Origin of the sequence: Curtobacterium sp. SL109 (genome assembly GCF_026672405.1) — a bacterium.
Lineage (GTDB): Bacteria > Actinomycetota > Actinomycetes > Actinomycetales > Microbacteriaceae > Curtobacterium.
In genome coordinates this window covers 1,388,564-1,407,484 of record NZ_JAPPRB010000002.1, presented here as the reverse complement: position 1 = coordinate 1,407,484, position 18,921 = coordinate 1,388,564, and the positions used below count along the sequence as shown (strand labels likewise).

17 protein-coding genes are annotated in these 18,921 nt (G+C 72.5%); 4 read left to right on the top strand and 13 right to left on the bottom strand.

What is annotated here, in order from left to right; translation table 11 throughout:
• Positions 1-38: 38 nt before the first annotated feature.
• Positions 39-566, bottom strand: coding sequence for a gluconokinase (locus tag OVA28_RS08235; protein WP_194661237.1), 528 nt, complete (start codon positions 564-566; stop codon positions 39-41).
• Between the two features lie 112 nt (positions 567-678).
• Here OVA28_RS08235 and gndA point away from each other — a divergent pair, with 112 nt between their 5' ends.
• Positions 679-2,136, top strand: coding sequence for an NADP-dependent phosphogluconate dehydrogenase (gene gndA, locus OVA28_RS08230; RefSeq protein ID WP_268096556.1), 1,458 nt, complete (start codon positions 679-681; stop codon positions 2,134-2,136).
• Between the two features lie 74 nt (positions 2,137-2,210).
• Here the strand turns inward: gndA and OVA28_RS08225 are convergent, their stop codons facing one another.
• Positions 2,211-3,338 (bottom strand): glycosyltransferase, encoded by a 1,128-nt coding sequence (locus OVA28_RS08225; protein WP_194661239.1) that lies wholly within the window; start codon positions 3,336-3,338, stop codon positions 2,211-2,213.
• A gap of 75 nt (positions 3,339-3,413) precedes the next feature.
• Between OVA28_RS08225 and OVA28_RS08220 the strand changes: the two genes are divergently transcribed.
• On the top strand, positions 3,414-4,043 hold the full coding sequence (locus OVA28_RS08220) for a TetR/AcrR family transcriptional regulator (protein ID WP_268096555.1): 630 nt from the start codon (positions 3,414-3,416) through the stop codon (positions 4,041-4,043).
• Positions 4,044-4,153: 110 nt separating this feature from the next.
• A complete protein-coding gene (locus OVA28_RS08215) occupies positions 4,154-4,624 on the top strand; it encodes a BLUF domain-containing protein (RefSeq protein WP_268096554.1) in 471 nt (156 codons plus the stop codon).
• A 16-nt stretch (positions 4,625-4,640) separates the two neighbouring features.
• Here the strand turns inward: OVA28_RS08215 and OVA28_RS08210 are convergent, their stop codons facing one another.
• Positions 4,641-5,324 carry a hypothetical protein gene (locus OVA28_RS08210; RefSeq protein WP_194661243.1) on the bottom strand — a complete coding sequence of 228 codons (684 nt, stop codon included), beginning with the start codon at positions 5,322-5,324 and terminating at the stop codon, positions 4,641-4,643.
• Positions 5,325-5,447: 123 nt separating this feature from the next.
• On the opposite strand from OVA28_RS08210, the gene OVA28_RS08205 reads away from it, so the two are divergent.
• Positions 5,448-7,013: a molybdopterin-dependent oxidoreductase gene (locus tag OVA28_RS08205; RefSeq protein WP_268096552.1), complete on the top strand. Its 1,566-nt coding sequence runs from the start codon at positions 5,448-5,450 to the stop codon at positions 7,011-7,013.
• On the opposite strand, the gene OVA28_RS08200 is transcribed toward OVA28_RS08205, so the two are convergent.
• The 10 genes from OVA28_RS08200 to OVA28_RS08155 form a co-directional block, all read right to left on the bottom strand.
• Positions 6,994-7,842 (bottom strand): putative protein N(5)-glutamine methyltransferase, encoded by an 849-nt coding sequence (locus OVA28_RS08200; protein WP_268098178.1) that lies wholly within the window; start codon positions 7,840-7,842, stop codon positions 6,994-6,996. The genes OVA28_RS08205 and OVA28_RS08200 overlap by 20 nt on opposite strands.
• Entirely contained in the window at positions 7,842-8,819 is a 978-nt protein-coding gene (locus OVA28_RS08195; protein ID WP_071279358.1) for a ribose-phosphate diphosphokinase, read from the bottom strand. Before OVA28_RS08195 ends, OVA28_RS08200 begins: the two co-directional genes overlap by 1 nt.
• Positions 8,820-8,907: 88 nt before the next feature.
• Complete coding sequence (glmU, locus tag OVA28_RS08190; protein ID WP_268096550.1) at positions 8,908-10,335, bottom strand: bifunctional UDP-N-acetylglucosamine diphosphorylase/glucosamine-1-phosphate N-acetyltransferase GlmU; 1,428 nt, start codon at positions 10,333-10,335, stop codon at positions 8,908-8,910.
• Between the two features lie 256 nt (positions 10,336-10,591).
• Positions 10,592-11,971: an MFS transporter gene (locus OVA28_RS08185; RefSeq protein ID WP_268096549.1), complete on the bottom strand. Its 1,380-nt coding sequence runs from the start codon at positions 11,969-11,971 to the stop codon at positions 10,592-10,594.
• 339 nt (positions 11,972-12,310) lie between these two features.
• The gene (locus OVA28_RS08180; protein ID WP_268096548.1) at positions 12,311-13,351 is read right to left on the bottom strand and encodes an NAD(P)-dependent alcohol dehydrogenase; all 1,041 of its coding nucleotides are present in this window, start codon (positions 13,349-13,351) and stop codon (positions 12,311-12,313) included.
• Complete coding sequence (locus tag OVA28_RS08175; RefSeq protein WP_268096546.1) at positions 13,348-14,799, bottom strand: ROK family transcriptional regulator; 1,452 nt, start codon at positions 14,797-14,799, stop codon at positions 13,348-13,350. The genes OVA28_RS08180 and OVA28_RS08175 overlap by 4 nt, the downstream gene beginning before the upstream one ends.
• An 8-nt stretch (positions 14,800-14,807) precedes the next feature.
• On the bottom strand, positions 14,808-15,842 hold the full coding sequence (locus OVA28_RS08170; protein WP_268096544.1) for a sugar phosphate isomerase/epimerase family protein: 1,035 nt from the start codon (positions 15,840-15,842) through the stop codon (positions 14,808-14,810).
• The gene (locus tag OVA28_RS08165; protein WP_268096543.1) at positions 15,839-16,936 is read right to left on the bottom strand and encodes a Gfo/Idh/MocA family protein; all 1,098 of its coding nucleotides are present in this window, start codon (positions 16,934-16,936) and stop codon (positions 15,839-15,841) included. Before OVA28_RS08165 ends, OVA28_RS08170 begins: the two co-directional genes overlap by 4 nt.
• Positions 16,921-17,613: a ThuA domain-containing protein gene (locus tag OVA28_RS08160; protein ID WP_268096542.1), complete on the bottom strand. Its 693-nt coding sequence runs from the start codon at positions 17,611-17,613 to the stop codon at positions 16,921-16,923. The genes OVA28_RS08165 and OVA28_RS08160 overlap by 16 nt, the downstream gene beginning before the upstream one ends.
• Positions 17,614-17,666: 53 nt before the next feature.
• Positions 17,667-18,863: a Gfo/Idh/MocA family protein gene (locus tag OVA28_RS08155; protein WP_228505233.1), complete on the bottom strand. Its 1,197-nt coding sequence runs from the start codon at positions 18,861-18,863 to the stop codon at positions 17,667-17,669.
• Between the last annotated feature and the right edge of the window lie 58 nt (positions 18,864-18,921).

Below are 18,921 nucleotides of genomic sequence, written 5' to 3'. Positions count from 1 at the left end.
CGCACGGGGCGGGCGCGTTCGCACCGTGCGGGCTTCCGTCAGGGCAGGAGGGCGAGGATGCGCGCGACGGTCTCGTCGACCGTGCCCTGGATCGGGACGGCAGCGCCGGCCTCGTCGTCCGCGGGACGCTCGAGCGTGCCGAACTGGGAGTCGAGCAGCGAGTTCGGCATGTACTCGTGGTGCCGGTGGGACTGCCGGTCCGCGATGAGCTCCCGCGACCCGTCGAGGTAGGCGATGAACAGCCCGGGCGCACTCGCCCGCAGCCGGTCCCGGTAGATGCGCTTCAGGGCGGAGTTCGCCATCACGCAGCGCTTCCCCGCGGCCTCGACCTCGGCGATGCGAGCGGCGCAGGCGTCGAGCCACGGCCAGCGGTCCTCGTCCGTCAGGGGCGTGCCCTGTCGCATCTTCTCCTTGTTCGACGCCGGGTGCAGGTCGTCGGCGTCGACGAACTCCGCGGGCTCCCCACGGTCGTGCAGCGCCGTCGCCAGGGCATCGCCGATCGTGGACTTGCCGGAGCCGGAGACCCCCATGACGAGGACGGGCGGTCGGGTCGGTCGGTCGCTCATGCCTCCACCGTATGGGCAACGCCGACTGTTCTCCCCAGGTTGTGGCAACTGTCGGGCGGTCCCAGCGCGGCGGACGTAGCGTGGGCGAAACGTGACGACGAAGGAGATCCTCGTGGCAGACAGCAACGGTCAGGCGAACATCGGTGTGGTGGGGCTCGCGGTGATGGGGTCGAACCTCGCCCGCAACCTCGCTTCTCGGGAGGGCAACACGGTCGCGGTCTACAACCGCACCTACGCCCGCACCGAAGACCTCATGAAGGAGCACGGTGACGCGGGCTTCATCGCGTCAGAGGACATCGACGGCTTCGTGGCGTCGCTCGCCAAGCCCCGCACCGCCATCATCATGGTGCAGGCCGGCAAGGGCACCGACGCGGTGATCGGGCAGCTCGCCGAGCGCTTCGAACCCGGCGACATCATCGTCGACGGTGGCAACGCGAACTTCCAGGACACCATCCGGCGCGAGCACGAGCTCCGCGAACAGGGCCTGAACTTCGTCGGCACCGGCATCTCCGGTGGTGAAGAGGGCGCCCTGCACGGCCCGTCGATCATGCCGGGTGGCTCGGACGAGGCCTGGGAGACCCTGGGCCCGATCCTGAAGTCGATCGCCGCCGTGGCCGAGGGCGAGCCGTGCGTGACCCACGTCGGCACCGACGGTGCCGGCCACTTCGTGAAGATGGTGCACAACGGCATCGAGTACGCCGACATGCAGCTCATCGCGGAGTCCTACGACCTGCTCCGCCGCGTCGGGGGCCTCTCCGTCGAGGACCTCGTCAAGGTGTTCGACGAGTGGAACAAGGGTGACCTCGAGTCCTACCTGATCGAGATCACCGGTGAGGTCCTCAAGCAGCAGGACGCCGACACCGGCAAGCCGCTCGTGGACGTCATCCGCGACGCCGCCGGGTCCAAGGGCACCGGCGTGTGGACCGTGCAGAACGCGGTCGGCCTCGGCATCCCGGTGTCCGGCATCGGCGAAGCGGTCTTCGCACGGGCCGTGTCGTCGAAGGCGTCGCAGCGTGCCGCCGTCCAGAAGTCCGTGAAGAACCGGCCGTCGATCGCCGAGGTCCCCGACACCTTCGCCGACGACGTCCGTGCGGCGCTCTACGCGTCGAAGGTCGTCGCGTACGCCCAGGGCTTCGACCTCATCATCGCCGGCGCCAAGGAGTACGACTGGGACATCAACCTCGGTGACATGGCGAAGATCTGGCGCGGCGGCTGCATCATCCGCGCGCAGTTCCTGAACCGCATCGTCGAGGCCTACGACAAGGACCCGGAGCTCGAGTCCCTGCTCGTGGACCCGTACTTCGCCGACGCCGTGGCCGAGGGCGAAGCCGCCTGGCGTCGCATCGTCGGCATCGCGGCCGCGTCGGGTGTCCCGGCGCCGGGCTTCTCGTCCGCGCTGTCGTACTTCGACGCGCTCGCGTCCGACCGGCTGCCCGCGTCCCTGATCCAGGGGCAGCGCGACTTCTTCGGGGCGCACACCTACCAGCGCATCGACAAGGACGGCACCTTCCACACGATGTGGTCCGAGGACGACCGCCGCGAGGTCGAGCAGGAGCCGTCGACGCACTGATCCGACTCCTCGTCGTCGCGACGGGGCGGGTGGACGTGGACGCCCTCCCGCTCCGTCACGGCAACGCGGTCATGTCAGCGCACGCGCTCGAGGAGCTGTTCGAGGACCTGCTCCGCGCTCGGACGCTCGCTGATCTCCTGCTGCACCGACCGGGCCGCGGCGGCGACGACGGTGTTGCCGAGCAGTGACCGGACGGCGGCGCCGACGGCCGCCGGGTCGGACTCCTGGACGGCCACGCCCGCCTCGACGGCGCGCGCAGCGTTGATGAACTGGTCGGCGCCCTGCGGGATGACCACCATCGGGACGCCTGCCGCGGCGGCCGCGAGCACGGTCCCGGCGCCTCCGGTCGTGACGACGACGTCGACACCGGGCAGGAGCTCCGCCAGCGGACGGAACCCCTCGAACCGGACGTTCGGCGCCTCGAGGGGCGGCGACGTGAGCTGGACGCCGAGGGTCGCGACGACGTCGACGTCAAGGGCCGCCACGTCCGCGAGGATCGCCGAGAGCAGCGCCGCGTCGTTGAAGACCGTCCCGAGGGTGACGAGCACCGTGGGACGGGTGGCCCCTGCGTCCCGATCGGCCGACGGAATGACCCCCTGGTCGTCCCGTCGGTAGGCCTCGGCCCGGAACGGGAGCGTCAGCGGAGTCGCGGTCCAGTCCGGCGTCTGGAAGGACCGCGGGGCGGGGTCGAGCACCGCGACCGGGGGCTGCATGGTCAGGCCACGAGCGCTGTACCGGGGTGCGACGACGGCGAGCATCGGCTGGGTGAACTCGGGCGGGACGTCCGGACCGAACGCGACCATCGCGTACGGCAGGTCCAGCTCGGCTGCGACGAGCGGGCCGACGAAGTCGACCGCGTCGACGACGACCAGGTCAGGACCCCACGCACGCGCCGCGTCCAGCGCGGCATCGTGGGCGAGGTCCACCCGAGCTCCGGCGAAGAACTCGGCGACGGTCTCCGGCTGGGGGTCGTTGACGGGGTCTGCACCGGGGAAGCGCTCGGCGACCAACGACCCGATCGCCATCGGGTCCGGGCCTGCCGCCAGGAACGTCACGCCGGGCAGCTCGACTGCGAGTGGTCGTTGCATGACGACGCTGGTCATGACGGCGACGTCGTGCCCGAGGTGCGCCGCCGCACGGACGAAGGGGACGAGGGGCAGGACGTGTCCGTGAGCGGGGACGGCGGAGAACAGGAGACGCATGGGGTTCCGATCAGTAGATTGAGTGGAGAGCATATACATCGATTTGAGAGAGCCTCCAGTGACTAGGCTGAGACGGTGAGCAGCAACCGGACCTACACGTCCCGGGTCCGCACCGAAGCGGCCGGCCGGACGCGCGACGCGATCCTGGACGCCGCCGAGCAGCTGTTCGGTCGGCAGGGCTACGGGGCGACGCGCCTGCCGCAGATCGCCGCCGGTGCCGGCGTCGTGGTGAACACGATCTACGCGAGCATCGGCGGCAAGCCGGAGCTCATCGATGCGATCGTCGACCGGTACGTCAGTCACGAGGTCGTCCTGACGGCACTCGCGGACATCGACACTGCGACCACGGTCGACGACCTCCTCGTCCTGCTGGTGGCGGGGGTCCGTCGCAGCTACGAGGTCACGCTGCGACCGGCACGCATCGTCATCGACGCAGCGCACACGGACCCAGCGCTGGAACCCGCACTGGACCGCATGACGACGCCGTTCCGCGAGCGGCTCGAGCGGATCGCCGACCGATGTGCCGACCTCACCGACGACCGGAGCCTCGATCAGGACGTCCTGGCGCAGGTGTTCTGGTTCTACCTCGGCTACAGCGCATGGCACGAGATGGGGGAACTCGGCTGGTCCTGGGAGACGCGGGAGCGGTGGACCGCACGGCGACTGGCCGACGCGGTCGCGGACCTCGTAGACGGGCCGCTCTGACCGTCGCTCGTCATCCGCGTCCCGCGACTTCCGGACACCATGCGTCGGCTGGGCTCGTTCGGCGGATGTCCGCGTTGACCCGGTCCGAGCGCGCGGCCCAGACTGCAGCCATGACCACCCTCGTGTCCCTCGTGTACATGTCCGTCGCCGTCGACGAACTCACCGATGCGGAACTCGTCGGCCTCCTCTGGGACGCCCGCCTCACCAACGACGCACTCGGCGTCTCCGGTCTCCTCGTGGCCAAGGGCGGTCGCTTCATGCAGGTGCTCGAAGGCCCGGAGTGGAGCGTCGAGGACCGCTTCTCCGCGATCAAGGCCGACCCCCGGCACCAGGACGTCAGGTCGCTCTCGATGGAGCGCATCGACGCCCGCCGGTTCGACGGCTGGTCGATGGCGTTCGGCAACCCCACCGACGCCGACGTCCGTGACGACCCGGGGTTCAGCACGTTCCTCGAGCGCCGCTCCGGCTTGCCGAAGGCGCTTGCGGGCTCCCCCGCGGACTGGCTGCTGCGGTGGTTCCGCAGCCGCGACCTGCGCGCCGTGCCCGACGAGCAGGTGACGCTCGCGCGGACCGCCGCCTGAGCAGCAGCACCCGTCGTCAGGCGACGATGCGCTCCCGCGCCAGCTCCGCGACCAGGCGGTCGAGCTTCGGCCCACGGCCGAGGACCCGACGCGAACCGGGTGCCGTCCGGACGAAGAACGTCGCGACGGCCGTGGTCTCGTCCGGGCGCACGTAGTGCAGCGCGACCGCGCAGCCGGTCCGGCCGCCGGGACCGCTCGCGTCCTCGAGTCCGACGTGCATGACCCGGCTCCACCGGATGACGAGCAGCCGGGTGGCCCGACGCTCGTCGAGTTCCCAGAGCGAGGCCTCCGTCGCGCCGAACGCCCACGTCACGCGGGTGCCGAGCGGGACCTCGGGTCGGGTCTCCTCGACCGTCAACCGGAGCTCGGCGGTGGGCGCGGCGGGCACCAGCCACACCGTGGGGTCGATCCGCCGGATCGCCATGGCGAGTGACTCGTCCTCACGGCGCCGGCGGAGCCCCTGCATGCGGAGGATCCCGGCCAGGACGACCCCGACCCCGAGGGCGATGACGACCACCTCGGCGATGCCGAACACGGTGAGGTCGGCGTCGGGCGTCCGCGACACGACGACGATCCTGGCGACCAGGAGCGCCGCCCACACACCGACGATGACCCACCGGATCATCGCGAGGCGGCGGAGCGGCGACATCCGCTGCCGGGCGCGACCGTCCCGCGGGACATGGTCGGGTCGCCTCAGCACGTCCCGATCCTCGCACGGTCGGCCGGAGAACCCCACCGGCCATCCGTGAACACCCGGCGACCCGCTCAGGTGGGACGAGCCTCCACAGGCGGCGCACTCAGCGTGCGGCCGTAGCATCGGCCGGTGCCCACCAGTCGAACGACCCTGCGTCCGCGCCTGGCTGCGGCCGCGGCCGGCGTCGTCGCCGCACTCGCCTTCCTCGCCGTCGCCGAGCTGTGTGCCCTCGTCCTCGGCGGTGCGGGCAGCCCGCTCGTCGCCGTCGGCTCCGCCGTGATCGACCTCGCCCCCGGCGGCGCGAAGGACCTCATGGTCGCGCTGTTCGGCACGGGCGACAAGGTCGCGCTCTTCGCGCTCATGGCAGTGCTGATGCTCCTGGTCTCCGCCGGAGCCGGGATCCTGGAACTCCGCCGCCCGCCCTTCGGTGCGCTCGTCTTCGCCATCGGCGGTGCCCTCTCGCTGCTCGCCGTGACCACCCGGTCCGGCTCGGGCACCTGGGACGGCGGCCCGTCGGTCCTCGGCGTGGGCGCGGCCGTGATCGTCGTGCGCGTGCTCGTCCAACGACTGCGGACGTGGCGACTCGCTGCGGCGACGCCGACCAGGGCCACAGCCCAGCTGCCGGAACGCCGCTCGTTCCTCGTCTGGACGGCTGCCCTCGGGGTGGTCTCGATCGTCGCCGGAACGGGCGCGCGCCTGGGCACGGCCGGCATGCAGCGCGCCGCGGCGGTCCGACGCTCCATCCGCCTGCCGGCACCGGTCAACGCCGCCCCCGCGGTGCCGGCCGGGGCGTCGCTCGACGTCCAGGGCATCACCCCGTACGTCACCCCGAACGCCGACTTCTACCGGATCGACACCGCGCTCCGGGTGCCGTCGATCGACCCCGCGGACTGGTCGCTCCGGATCCACGGTGCGGTCGAGCACGAGATCACCCTGAGCTGGGACGACCTCCTCGCCCTCCCCCTCGAGGAGCACATGGCGACGCTGAGCTGCGTGTCGAACGAGGTCGGTGGTGACCTCATCGGCAACGCGCTCTGGCTCGGCCACCCGATCCGCACGCTCCTCGCCCGTGCCCGACCCACCGGGGACGCCGACATGGTCCTGTCGACGAGCGAGGACGGCTTCACCGCCGGCACGCCGCTCGACGTGCTGCAGGACGAGGGGACCAACGCGCTGCTGGCCGTCGGGATGAACGGCGACCCGCTGCCCGCGGAGCACGGCTTCCCCGTCCGGATGGTCGTCCCCGGGCTGTTCGGCTACGTGTCCGCGACGAAGTGGGTCGTCGACCTCGAGATCACCCGCTTCGCCGACGCCCAGGGCTACTGGACCCCGCGTGGCTGGTCCGCCCGCGGCCCGGTCAAGCTCGAGTCGCGGATCGACACCCCGGCGAACGGCACCACGGTGTCCGTCGGCGACCGGGTCGCGATCGCCGGCGTCGCCTGGCATCCGCACACGGGCGTCAAGGCCGTGCAGGTGAAGGTCGGTTCAGCAGACTGGCAGGACGCCGAGCTCGCCGACTCCGTCTCCTCGGACACCTGGCGGCAGTGGGTCCTGCGGTGGACGGCGACGGCCGGCACGCACGACGTGCAGATCCGGGCCGTCGGCGCCGACGGTCAGGTGCAGACGAGCGTCCAGCGTCCGCCGGCACCGAACGGCGCCACCGGCTGGGACACGATCACGCTGACGGCGCGCTGACCCCGGTCGCGCCCGCGGCAGCAGCCGGGGGATCGCCGGCGCCGGCCGCGAAGGCGCCTGTGGCCACGGCCACCACGCAGGTGCCGTCGACCTCGTCGTCGTGCTCGACCCGTGCCGCGAAGCCCGCGGACGCGAACACCGCGACCGAGTCCGACGCCTGCGCCGACGACACCTCGATGACCACGACACCACCCGGGCGGAGCCACTCCCCCGCACCGGCAGCGATCCGACGGTGCAGGTCGAGGCCGTCCCCGCCGCCGTCGAGCGCCACGCGGTGCTCGTGGTCGCGGGCCTCGGCCGGCATGGTGGCGATCGCGTCGGTCGGCACGTAGGGCGCGTTCACCGCGATGACGTCGACGACGCCGCGGAAGCGGACGGGCAGCGGCGCGAACAGGTCGCCGGCGACGACGATGCCGCGGTCACCGATGTTCTCGGCGGCGACGTCGACCGCGTCGGGGTCGATGTCCGACGCGACGAGGTCGAGTGCGCCCACGCGGCCGAGCAGGGCGACGGCGATCGCTCCGGCCCCGCAGCACAGGTCGACCACGCGGTCGTAGCGGTGCAGCAGCCGTGCAGCCTGCTCGACCACGACCGTGGTGCGGGTGCGCGGGACGAAGACGCCAGGAGTGACACGGATGCGGTGGCCGTCGAACGCGGCCCACCCGAGCACGTACTCGAGCGGCTCACCGGCCAGGCGGCGCTGGACGACGGACCGGAGTCGTGCCGGGTCGCCGTCGCCGGCGGCCAGCAGCAGGTCGGCCTCGTCCTCGGCGAAGACGCTCCCCGCCGCCCGGAGTCGGGCGGCGAGGGCGTCACGCGCGGGGTGGATCAGGCTGCACCGTCGAACATCGACGTCACCGAGCCGTCGTCGAAGACCTCGTGGATCGCACGCGCCAACAGCGGGGCGATCGGCAGGATCTCGAGACGGTCCCAGCGCTTCTCGACCGGCACCGGCAGGGTGTCGGTGACGACGACGCGGTCGATGAACTCGCTCTGCAGCAGCTCGGTGGCCGGGTCGGAGAACACGGCGTGCGTCGCGGCGACCACGACGCCGATGGCTCCGGCGGCCTTCAGGGCCTCGGCGGCCTTGGCGATGGTGCGGCCGGTGTCGATGAGGTCGTCGACGAGCAGGCACCAGCGGCCGGAGACGTCACCGACGATCTCGTGCACGGTGACCTGGTTCGGCACCAGCGGGTCGCGGCGCTTGTGGATGATGGCGAGCGGTGCGCCGAGCTTCTCCGACCAGATGTCGGCCACGCGGACGCGGCCCATGTCCGGGGAGACGACCGTCAGCATCGACGGGTCGAGGATCGCCTTGAAGTGCTCGAGCAGGACCGGCATCGCGAAGAGGTGGTCGACGGGGCCGTCGAAGAAGCCCTGGATCTGCGCTGCGTGCAGGTCGACGCTCATGATGCGGTGCGCGCCGGCGGCCTTGAACAGGTCGGCGACGAGACGGGCCGAGATCGGCTCGCGGCCACGGCCCTTCTTGTCCTGGCGTGCGTAGGGGTAGAACGGCGCGACGACGGTGATGCGCTTGGCGGAGGCCCGCTTCAGCGCGTCGACGATGATGAGCTGCTCCATGAGCCACTCGTTGATCGGAGCCGTGTGCGACTGGATGACGAAGGCGTCGCACCCGCGGACCGACTCGTCGAACCGGACGTAGAGCTCACCGTTCGCGAAGGTGCGGGCGTCGGTGGGGACGAGTTCGACGTCGAGTTCGTCTGCGATCTGCGCCGAGAGTTCCGGGTGGGCCCGACCCGAGACGAGGACGAGTCGTTTCTGGCCGGTCGTTTTGATTCCGGACAAGTGCCGTACTCACTCCCTGGCCCCGCGGGGCCGTGTGTCCGGACCCGTTGCCGGGCCCTCGTGTGACGGCGGGTGGCCGTCGAAGGTGTCATTCGCCTCGCGCGTGCCGAGCCGCCTCGGCCGCCGGCGTGCCGGGTCGGTGTTCCTGGACCCAGTCGTCGGTGTTGCGCTGTGGGGCGTAGCTGATCGCGAGCGACCCGGCAGGGACGTCCTTGCGGACTGTCGTCCCTGCACCCGTGTACGCCCCGTCCCCAATCCTAACCGGGGCGACGAACACGTTGTGCGAGCCGGTCCGGACGTGCGACCCGACCTCGGTGCGGTGCTTGTGCACGCCGTCGTAGTTCGCCGTGATCGTGTTGGCCCCGATGTTGGAGTCCTCGCCCACCTCGGCGTCGCCGATGTACGACAGGTGCGGGACCTTGCTGCCCCGGCCGATCCGCGCGTTCTTGGTCTCGACGAACGTGCCGATCTTGCCCTGGTCGCCGAGGACCGTGCCCGGCCGCAGGTACGCGAACGGCCCGACCGAGGCGCCGTCGCCGATCACGGCGAGCGTGGCGTCGACGCGGTTGACGGTGGCCCCTGCTCCGACCTCGGTGTCGCGGAGGGTCGTCCCCGGGCCCACGACGGCGCCGGCCGCGATGGCCGTCGCGCCGATGAGCTGCGTGTCGGGGAGGATCTCGGCGTCCGCCTCGATCGTCACGTCGAGGTCGATCCACGTCGAGGTCGGGTCCTGGATCGCCACACCGGCGAGCTGGTGGCGCCGGACGATGCGGTCGTTGAGCACCCGGGCCGCGTCGGCGAGCTGGGCACGGTCGTTGATGCCGGCGACGACCCACGGGTCGGGCAGCGTGACGACGTCGATGCGCCCGCCGCGTGCCTGGATCAGGGCCGGGGCGTCGGTGATGTACATCTCGCCCTGGGCGTTCTCGGTCGTGATCGCGGGCAGCACGGCACGCAGGTGCGTCACGTCGAACGCGTAGATGCCCGCGTTCGCCTCGGTGATCGCGCGCTGGTCCTCGGTCGCGTCCTTGTGCTCGACGACGCCGACGAAGGCCCCGTCAGCGTCGCGCAGGATGCGCCCGAGTCCGGTGGGGTCCGGCGCGATGGCGCTGACGAACGTGACGGCGTTGCCGGCCACGCCGTGGGCGTCGACGAGCGCGCGGAGGCTCGGCCGGTCCAGCAGCGGGACGTCACCCGAGAGCACGATGACCGCCCCGTCGAACTCGGCCGGCAGTGCTGCCACGGCCACCTCGACCGCGCGGCCCGTGCCCGGGACGTCGTCCTGGTCCACCACGATCGCGTCCGGCATGCGCTCGGTCACCTCGGCGGCGACGCGCTCGCGCTCGTGCCGCACGACGACCACGACGTGCTCCGGCGCGAGCGACTCGGCCGTGCGCAGGACGTGGGCGACGAGGGGCAGCCCGGCGAGTCGGTGCAGCACCTTGGGCGTGGAGGACTTCATGCGTGTGCCCTGCCCGGCGGCGAGGACGACGACGGCGATCCGCTGGTCGGTCATGTCCCCATCCTGGCCCACGCGGCGAGCGCGCACCAACGCCACCACCCACCGGACGGGAGGCTCCCCCCGCGTCCGGCACCGAGCCTCCCGGCCGGCGGCCTCCCGCTGCCCGGCAGCGACACCCTCGAGGTCGTACGACAGCGAGGTTGTCGCGGTCCGGCGGCGTCCCAGACGCACGCGACATCGTCGAGGTCGTACGACAGCGAGGTTGTCGTTGTGAGTCGGGAAGGGGACGGGCGGCGGCGCGCCCCGCGAGTCAGGCGGCGGCCGGGACCCGGGGCTCGGGCTTGACGAAGGCCATGAGCACCAGGCCAGCGACCAGGACCACCACCACGCCGATGATCCCGAAGCGCGTCGATCCCCCCACGGTCACGGCGAGGCCGAACATGGCGGGGGCGATGAACGACGCCGCACGACCGGTCGTGGCGTAGAGGCCGAAGAGCTCCCCCTCGTGGCCGGGCGTCGCGAGCCGGGTGAGGTACGAGCGCGAGGACGCCTGCACCGGCCCGACGAACACGCACAGTGCGAGCCCGAGCACCCAGAACCCGGCGGGCGCGCTGCCCACGAAGAGCACCGCCGTCCCGCACACCGCCAGCCCGACGAGCGACACCATGATGAGCGCGCGCGAGCCGAAGCGGTCGTCGAGCCGGCCGGAGGCGAAGGTCGCGATGCCGGCCACGACGTTCGCGACGATGGCGAACAGGATCACCTGCGACGCGCTGAACCCGAAGACCTGCGCGGCGATGATCCCGCCGAAGATGAACACCGCACCGACGCCGTCACGGAACACCGCGCTGGCGACGAGGAACGCCAGGACGTTGCGGCGCTCGCGCCAGAGCCGGGCGATGTCCCGGCCGAGGTCCCGGTACGCGGACAGCAGCGTGCCGGCGCGGGCGTCGTCGCGCGCGGCCTCGGGCACGACGAGGAACAGCGGGATCGAGCTCACGGCCAGCCAGACGGCGGCGATGCCGATGGCCACGCGGACGTCCCACTGCCCCGAGGCGACGGTCGCGGGCAGGTCCAACAGGCCCGCGGTGTCGCCGGCGCCGAAGTCCTGGATGCAGAGGACCAGGAGCACGACGAGCAGCACGATGCCACCGAAGTACCCGGCAGCCCAGCCGATCGCCGACACGCGGCCGGTCGAGCGCCCGGGAGCGACCTGCCCGAGCATCGCGTTGTAGCCGACGCACGCGATCTCGTACGCGACCGTCCCGATGCCGATGAGCGCGGCGCCGAGCACCAGGAACGGCTGGCTCGGGGCGACGAAGACCATCGCGCCGATCGACAGGGCCACGCCGATCGTGGCGACGAGCACGGAGCGACGACGGTGCCCGGAGGAGTCCGCGAGCCGGCCGACCGCGGGAGCGACCAGCGCGACGACGATGCCGGCGATCGTCAGCGCGGTGGAGACGACCGTGGCGTTGTGCGCGAGTTGGTCCTGGACCGCCTGCTTCGCGGTGGCGGAGCTGTCCTCGGCTCCGACGAGCGCCGGGTCGACGAACGCCCGGCTCGCCAGGTAGGTGCTGAACACGAAGGTCGTCACGACGGCGTTGAACGCCGCCGATCCCCAGTCCCAGAGCGCCCAGGAGACGAGGGCGCGACGATCGGTGCGCTGCGGCGGTGGAGCGACGGTCATGCGCGAACCGTAGCGCGTCCCGGTGGCGCGGGGGTGGCCCCGGTCCGGGGCGCGTACGGACAACCGGTCGCGAGCGGTCGAGACACCCCGCTCAGGTCCGCCGACCGGTCGAGAACCGTCGGCCAGGGCGTCGCACAGCGACGCTCACCGACCGCACGGCGGCACGCACACGGTGTGTCGTGACCGGTCACGCTCCGGACGGGAGGCTCGGGGCAGGCTGGCACCGAGCCTCCAGTCCGGCGGATGGTGCGGCCATCGATCGAGGGAGCAGGAATCGTCGGGTGCGGTCAGGCGACCCGACGATTGCTGCTCCTTCGATGGCGTGGGTGAGCGCGCGGATCAGGCGGCCGGGACGCCGCCGGGGTAGACCACGGACTTCAGGGACTCGGGGTCGGTGTCGCTCTCGAGGGCCTCGCGCACGTCGTCGAGGCCGAAGCGCCCCGTGACCAGCGAGTCGAGGTCGATCTGGCCCGAGGCGACCAGCTCGATCGCGACCGGCCACGTGCCGGTGTAGCGGAAGATGCCGGTGACCGTGACCTCGAGGTTCTGGATGTGCTCGACGGGCAGGGTCATCTCCGAGTTGCCGAGGCCGACCAGGACGGCCGCACCGGCAGGTCCCACGGCCTTGATGCCGTCGGAGACCGCGCGGGGTGCACCGCTGGCGTCGATGAAGGCGTCGACCGGCACGATGTCGGACGCGACGGACACGACGGTGGGGTCGACGACCTCGGTCGCGCCGTAGGACAGCGCCCGCTCACGCCGCTCGACGACGAGGTCGCTGACGACGATGCGGCTCGCGCCGAACGCCTTGGCGGCCTGTGCGCAGATGATGCCGATCGGGCCGGCGCCGGCGATGAGGACCGAGGAGCCGGGAACGATGCGGGCCTTGCGGACCGCGGCGATGGCGACGGAGAGCGGTTCGAGGAGGGCGCCGGCCTCGAACGACACGGAGTCGGGCAGCGGGTGCGCGAACTCGGCCTCGATGGTGACGTACTCGGCGAAGGCACCGTCGACCGGCGGCGTCGCGTAGAAGCGCATGTGCGGGCACAGGTTGTAGCGGCCGGCCAGGCACTGGGCGCAGCGGTGGCACGGGCGCTGCGGCTCGACGGCGACGCGCTCCCCGATGCGGGCGGTGTCGACGCCCTCGCCGACGGCGGTGATCGTGCCGGAGAGCTCGTGGCCGAGGACGAGGGGCTCCTCGACGACGAAGTCCCCGATCCGGCCGTGGCGGAAGTAGTGCACGTCGGAGCCGCAGACACCCACGGCGGCGACCTGGACGAGCACGTCGCCGGGGTCGACGGCGGGGACGGGGCGGTCCTCGATCGTGAGGGCGTCCTGGCCCTGCAGGACGCTGACGCGCTGGGTGTCGGTGGTGCTCATGCGGTGCTCGCTCTCTGGTGCGTGGTGGCGCGGTCGGCGGGGGTGCCGTCAGCCGTGGCGGGGTCGGTGTCGGCGGGGGTGCCGTCGGCCGCGGCGGGGTCGGTGTCGGCGACCCTGCCTGGGTCGGTGTCGGCGACCCGGGTGGGGTCGGTGTCGGCGACCCGGGTGGGGTCGTCGAGGAGGTCGCGGAAGCCGATCTCGGCGGCTCCGCGGAGCAGGACGTCCCGGCCGAGGGCGGCGGGGACGATGCGGACGCGGTCGGCCATGGCGGCCATCGACTGCTCCCGCACGGCGGTGACGATGCGGTCCCCCACGTGCCCGAGCAGCACACCGAGGAACCCACCGAGGACGACGACCGCGGGGTTCACCGTGTGGATGGCGTTGCGGAGCCCGGTGGCCAGCGCCGCGACCTGCCGGTCGACGACGCGCTCGACTGCGGAGGGACCCTCGAGGAGCGCTCCGGCGTCGGCCGGCGTCGCGGGGTCGGTCGTCGTCACGGAATCGGCCAGCGCCGCGGCGAGCGCCTGCAGGTCGTCGGCCGGGACCCCGGTGACGGCGACGAGCGCTGCCCGGGACGCCTCGGTCTCCAGGCACCCGATCGCTCCGCAGTGGCAGCGGATGCCGTTCGCGGCGACGAAGGTGTGGCCCATCTCGCCCGCGTACCCGTCGGCGCCGCTGAGCGGTCGACCGGCGCTGATGACGCCCCCACCGATGCCGCTCGCGCCGCCGTTGAGGTAGATGAGGTCGCGGACGCCGCGGCCGCTGCCGTAGAGGTGCTCAGCCCGGGCGCCGAGGTTGGCGTCGTTCGCGACCCGGACCCGGTGGCCGGTGGCGGCGGCGAGGGGTTCCGCGAACGGCTCGTCGCGCCACCCGAGGTGCGGGGCGTACCGGACCAGGCCGTCCTCGACGCGGACCGTGCCGGGGATCGCGACGCCGATGCCGACCAGGCGGAGGCCGACGAGCTCCTCGTGCAGGCCGTCGAGCAGGGCGGCGACGAGGCGGACGGCCTCGACGGCGGTGGGCCGCTCGGTCGTGTGCTCGGTGACGCGGACGCGGATGGAGCCGTCGAGCCCGACGAGCGCCACGGTGACGGCGTCGATCTCCACGGTGACCGCGGCCGCGACGACGTCAGCGGAAGCGCGGACGGTCGGGCTCGGGCGACCGCGGCCGGTGCCGGTGCCGGTGCCGGTGCCGGTGCCGGTAGCGGTGCCGGTGCCCGGCGTCAGCGCGGCTCCGGCGGCCGGCGCGTCGCCGCCCGCCCCGGCAGTCGCTCCGCCGTCCAGGTCCTCCCCCACCAGCCCGAGCTCGACGAGCTCCCCGACCAGCGCCAGGGTGGTCGAGCGGTTCAGCCCGGTCAGTCGGGTGAGGTCGGCCCGGGTGAGGGGGCCGTCCTCGTGGACGATGCGGAGCACGCGGGCGGTGTTCCGCCGGGGGACGTCGGTCGGCACGCGGACCCTCAGCGCGACCGCGAGAAGGCGGCGTCGAACGAGGCGTCGGGCGGGGCGATGGTGCCGAGCCGCCGCACGAACGCCAGCGCCTCGGGACCGCCGACGAGCCGGTCCATGCCGGCGTCCTCCCACTCGACGCTGGTCGGCCCGGTGTACCCGATGTGGTTCAGCACGCGGAACACCCGCTCCCAGGGCACGTCCCCGTGGCCGGCGGTCACGAAGTCCCAGCCCCGGCGCGGGTCGCCCCAGGGCAGGTGGCTGCCGAGGCGTCCGTTGCGGCCGTCGAGCTGCTTCACCGACTCCTTGCAGTGCACGTGGTACACCCGGTCGGCGAAGTCGAGCAGGAAGGCGGCGGGGTCGAGGTCCTGCCAGACGAAGTGCGACGGGTCGAAGTTGAAGCCGAACGCGGGGCGGTCGGCGAAGACCTCCAGCGTGCGCTTCGCCGTCCAGTAGTCGTAGGCGATCTCGGACGGGTGCACCTCGAGCGCGTACCGCACGCCTACCTCCTCGAACACGTCGAGGACCGGTGACCAGCGGTCGTGGAAGTCCTGGTACCCGGCGTCGATCATCGCCGGTGGCACGGGCGGGAACCCGGCGACCGTCTTCCAGATCGAGGACCCGGAGAACCCGGTCACGGTGTCGACACCGAGCGCGGCGGCGGCACGGGCCGTCCACTGCAGCTCCTCGGCAGCGCGCTGTCGGACGCCCTCGGGGTCACCGTCGCCCCACACGTGCGGCGGCAGGATGTCCTCGTGCCTGGCGTCGATCGGGTCGTCGCACACGGCCTGCCCGACCAGGTGGTTCGCGATCGTCCAGACGCCGAGGCCGTTCTCCCGCAGGATCCGCTGCCGGTCGGCGACGTACTCCGGGTCCGTCGCGGCGCGCCGGACGTCGAGGTGGTCGCCCCAGCAGGCGATCTCCAGGCCGTCGTAGCCCCATTCCCCGGCCAGTCGTGCGACCTCCTCGAACGGCAGGTCGGCCCACTGTCCGGTGAACAGCGTGACCGGACGGGAGGCTCGCCCCGCGTCCGCCACGGCGCTCACCAGGACTCCGGTCGGGAGCCGGCGGCCACCGGGGCCGGTCGGTCGACACGCGACCCGACGGTCACGACGGTGTGGTCGCGGCCGGCGGTGGTGATCGCCTCCATCACGTCGAGGACGTGGAACGCGAGGTCGCCGGAGGCCCGGTGCTCGCGGTCGGTCTCGACGGCGCGGGCCAGGTCGGACAGCCCGTAGCCACGTCCGGCGTCCCGGTACCCGGCGCCGACGGGCAGTTCGCGCCAGTCGCGGTCGTCGGCGGTGGCGATGCGGACGGGGTCGGAGAAGCGGTTCGGGTCGGCCACCTCGAGGGTGCCGGCGGTGCCGTACACCTCGAAGAGCGGGCTCTGGGTGGCCCAGACCTCGAACGACAGGGTCACGGTGGAGACCACGCCGCCCTCGTGTTCCAGGATCGCGACGACGTGCGTGTCGACGTCCACCGGCAGCACCGTGCCGGCTGCTGGGCCGGTGGCGATCGTGCGCTCGCGGGTGGACCGGGTGGTGCTGCCGCTCACGCGGACGACCGGGCCGAAGAACGTGACGAGGCTGGTCAGGTAGTACGGGCCCATGTCGAGGAGCGGACCGCCGCCCGGCTGGTAGTAGAAGCCGGGTGCCGGGTGCCAGAGCTCGTGCCCCGGGGCGCTCCACGACACGGCGGCGCCGAGCGCGGTGCCGATCAGGCCGTCGTCGAGCGCGGCCCTGGCGGTCTGGATCCCCGTGCCGAGGACGGTGTCGGGCGCGCTGCCGACCCGGAGACCGGCGGCGCGCGCCTGCTCGAGCACCGGGGTGGCCTCGGCCGTCGAGAGCGCGAGGGGCTTCTCGCCGTAGACGTGCTTGCCCGCGGCGAGCGCCCGCGCGGCGACGTCGGCGTGTGCGGCCGGGATCGTCAGGTTGAGGACGACGTCGACGTCGTCGTGCGCGAGCAGCTCGTCGACGCCGAGCGCCAGGACGCCCTGCTCGGCGGCGACGGCAGCGGCACGCTCGGTGTCGAGGTCGGCGACCGCGGTCAGGCGGAGGTTCGGCAGGCTCGGGAAGTGCTCGAGGTACTGCTTGCTGATGTTCCCGACGCCGACCATGCCGACGTTCATCGTGCTGCCCACAGGAGTCCCCTCTCGATGACGGTGCGGAGCGGCTGGGACTCCACGATCTCCACGCGGTGCCCGGGTGCGGACACGAACACGCGGCCCTTGCCCCACTGGCGGGTCCAGATCGCCGGTGCGGTGACCGGGCGGTTCCAGGCGTCCCACGGGCGGGCCTCCTGGGTCGTGGTCGCGAGGACGTCGTTGTACTCGTCGCTGAGCACCCAGTACTGCTCGGTGACCAGGTCGAAGTCGTCGATGCCCTGCGTGATCGGGTGTTCGTGGCCGAGGTCCGCCATGTGCACGCTGTACGGCACGTAGTTGTCGGACTGCTCACCGATGCGTTCGTCGGGGTGCTTGCCCGCGTGGTGGGCGAACTGGCCGCCGATCATGTGCAGGTAGTCCGCGTTGTTGCGGTAGGCGTCCGCGATGCCACCGTGCCAGCCGGCGAGCCCGGTACCGGCGAGGACCGCCCGCTGCAGACCGGCGAACTCGTCGTCGGCGATGGTCGTCATGGTGTTCACCTGCACGACGAGGTCGGTCTCCGCCATCACGGCGTCGTCGGCGTACACGGCGGTGGAGTCCTCGACGCGGACGTCGAAGCCGTTGTCGCGGAGGAACGGGATGAAGACGTCCGTGGTCTCGACGGGCTGGTGTCCGTCCCATCCTCCGCGGACGACGAGTGCGTGGCGTGCCATGGTGCCCTCCTGGTGGGCTGTGGTCGTGGGGTCGGTCCCGGTCACGGTCTCGGTCACGGGATGGCCGTCCAGCTGCTGCCGTCGGCGGCGCTGCGTTCGACGGCGTCGAGCACGCGCTGCACGTGCAGGCCCTCGGCGAACGAGGGTTCGGGGTCGGTGCCGTCGGTGATCGCGGTCACGAGGTCGGCGACCTCGTGCGTGAAGGTGTGCTCGTACCCGATGAGGTGACCGGTCGGCCACCACTTGTCCATGTACGGGTGCTCGGGCTCGGTGACGAGCACGCGGGTGAAGCCCTGCTCCCCGGCGGGGGCGGTGGCGTCGTACACGCGGAGTTCGTTCATGGACTCGAGGTCGAACTGGATCGCGCCGGTCGACCCGCTCAGCTCGATCGTCAGGCCGTTCTTCCGGCCGGTGGCGTAGCGGGTGGCCTCGAAGGACCCGACCGCGCCGTCGGCGGCCCCGCCCGCGAGCCGGCCGAGGAACCAGGCGGCGTCGTCGACGGTGACCCGGCCGCGCTCGGTGGACGCGGTGCCGGACAGCCCGACGCCGTCGGCCAGCAGCGGGCGCTCCTCGACGAAGGTGGCGAGGGTGCCGGACACGCTGGTCAGCGAGGACCCGGTGACGTGCTCGACGAGGTCGATGGCGTGCGCACCGATGTCCCCGAGGGAGCCGGAGCCGGCCTGCTCCTTGTCGAGGCGCCAGGTCATGGGGCCGTCCTCGTCGGCGAGCCAGTCCTGCAGGTAGAGCGCACGGACCTGCCGCACGGTGCCGATGCGGCCGGCCTGCACGAGCGCGCGGGCCTGGGCGATCGCGGGCACCCGGCGGTAGCTGAACCCGACCATCGCGCGGACACCCCGCGCTGCCGCTGCCGTCGCGGCCGCGGTCATCGCCTCGGCCTCGGCGACGGTGTTGGCGAGGGGCTTCTCGCAGAGGACGTGCTTGCCGGCCTCGAGCGCGGCGATCGCGACCTCGACGTGCGACGACCCCGGCGAGCAGATGTCGACCACGTCGATGTCCGGGTCGGCCACGACGGCGCGCCAGTCGGTGGCGGCGCGCTCCCAGCCGTAGTGCGCTCGAGCCGCTTCGGTGCGTTCGGGGTCACGGCCGACGATGACGGACATCTCGGGCTCCACCGCGAGCGGGAAGAACCGGGCGACCGTCCGCCACGCCTGTGAGTGGGCAGCGCCCATGAACCCGTGCCCGACCATCGCGACCCGCAGCCGTTGCTGCGCCTGTCGTTCCTGTGCCATCCGCTCGCTCCTTTGCGATCACGTCCTTGCCACGATCCACCCTACCGCTTATGTTGGG

Coding starts and splice junctions, on each gene's coding strand:
- OVA28_RS08235 (WP_194661237.1), bottom strand. CDS start 566: ATGAGCGACCGACCGACCCGACCGCCCGTCCTCGTCATGGGGGTCTCC.
- OVA28_RS08215 (WP_268096554.1), top strand. CDS start 4,154: ATGACCACCCTCGTGTCCCTCGTGTACATGTCCGTCGCCGTCGACGAA.
- OVA28_RS08180 (WP_268096548.1), bottom strand. CDS start 13,351: ATGAGCACCACCGACACCCAGCGCGTCAGCGTCCTGCAGGGCCAGGAC.
- OVA28_RS08185 (WP_268096549.1), bottom strand. CDS start 11,971: ATGACCGTCGCTCCACCGCCGCAGCGCACCGATCGTCGCGCCCTCGTC.
- OVA28_RS08160 (WP_268096542.1), bottom strand. CDS start 17,613: ATGGCACGCCACGCACTCGTCGTCCGCGGAGGATGGGACGGACACCAG.
- OVA28_RS08225 (WP_194661239.1), bottom strand. CDS start 3,338: ATGCGTCTCCTGTTCTCCGCCGTCCCCGCTCACGGACACGTCCTGCCC.
- glmU (WP_268096550.1), bottom strand. CDS start 10,335: ATGACCGACCAGCGGATCGCCGTCGTCGTCCTCGCCGCCGGGCAGGGC.
- OVA28_RS08155 (WP_228505233.1), bottom strand. CDS start 18,863: ATGGCACAGGAACGACAGGCGCAGCAACGGCTGCGGGTCGCGATGGTC.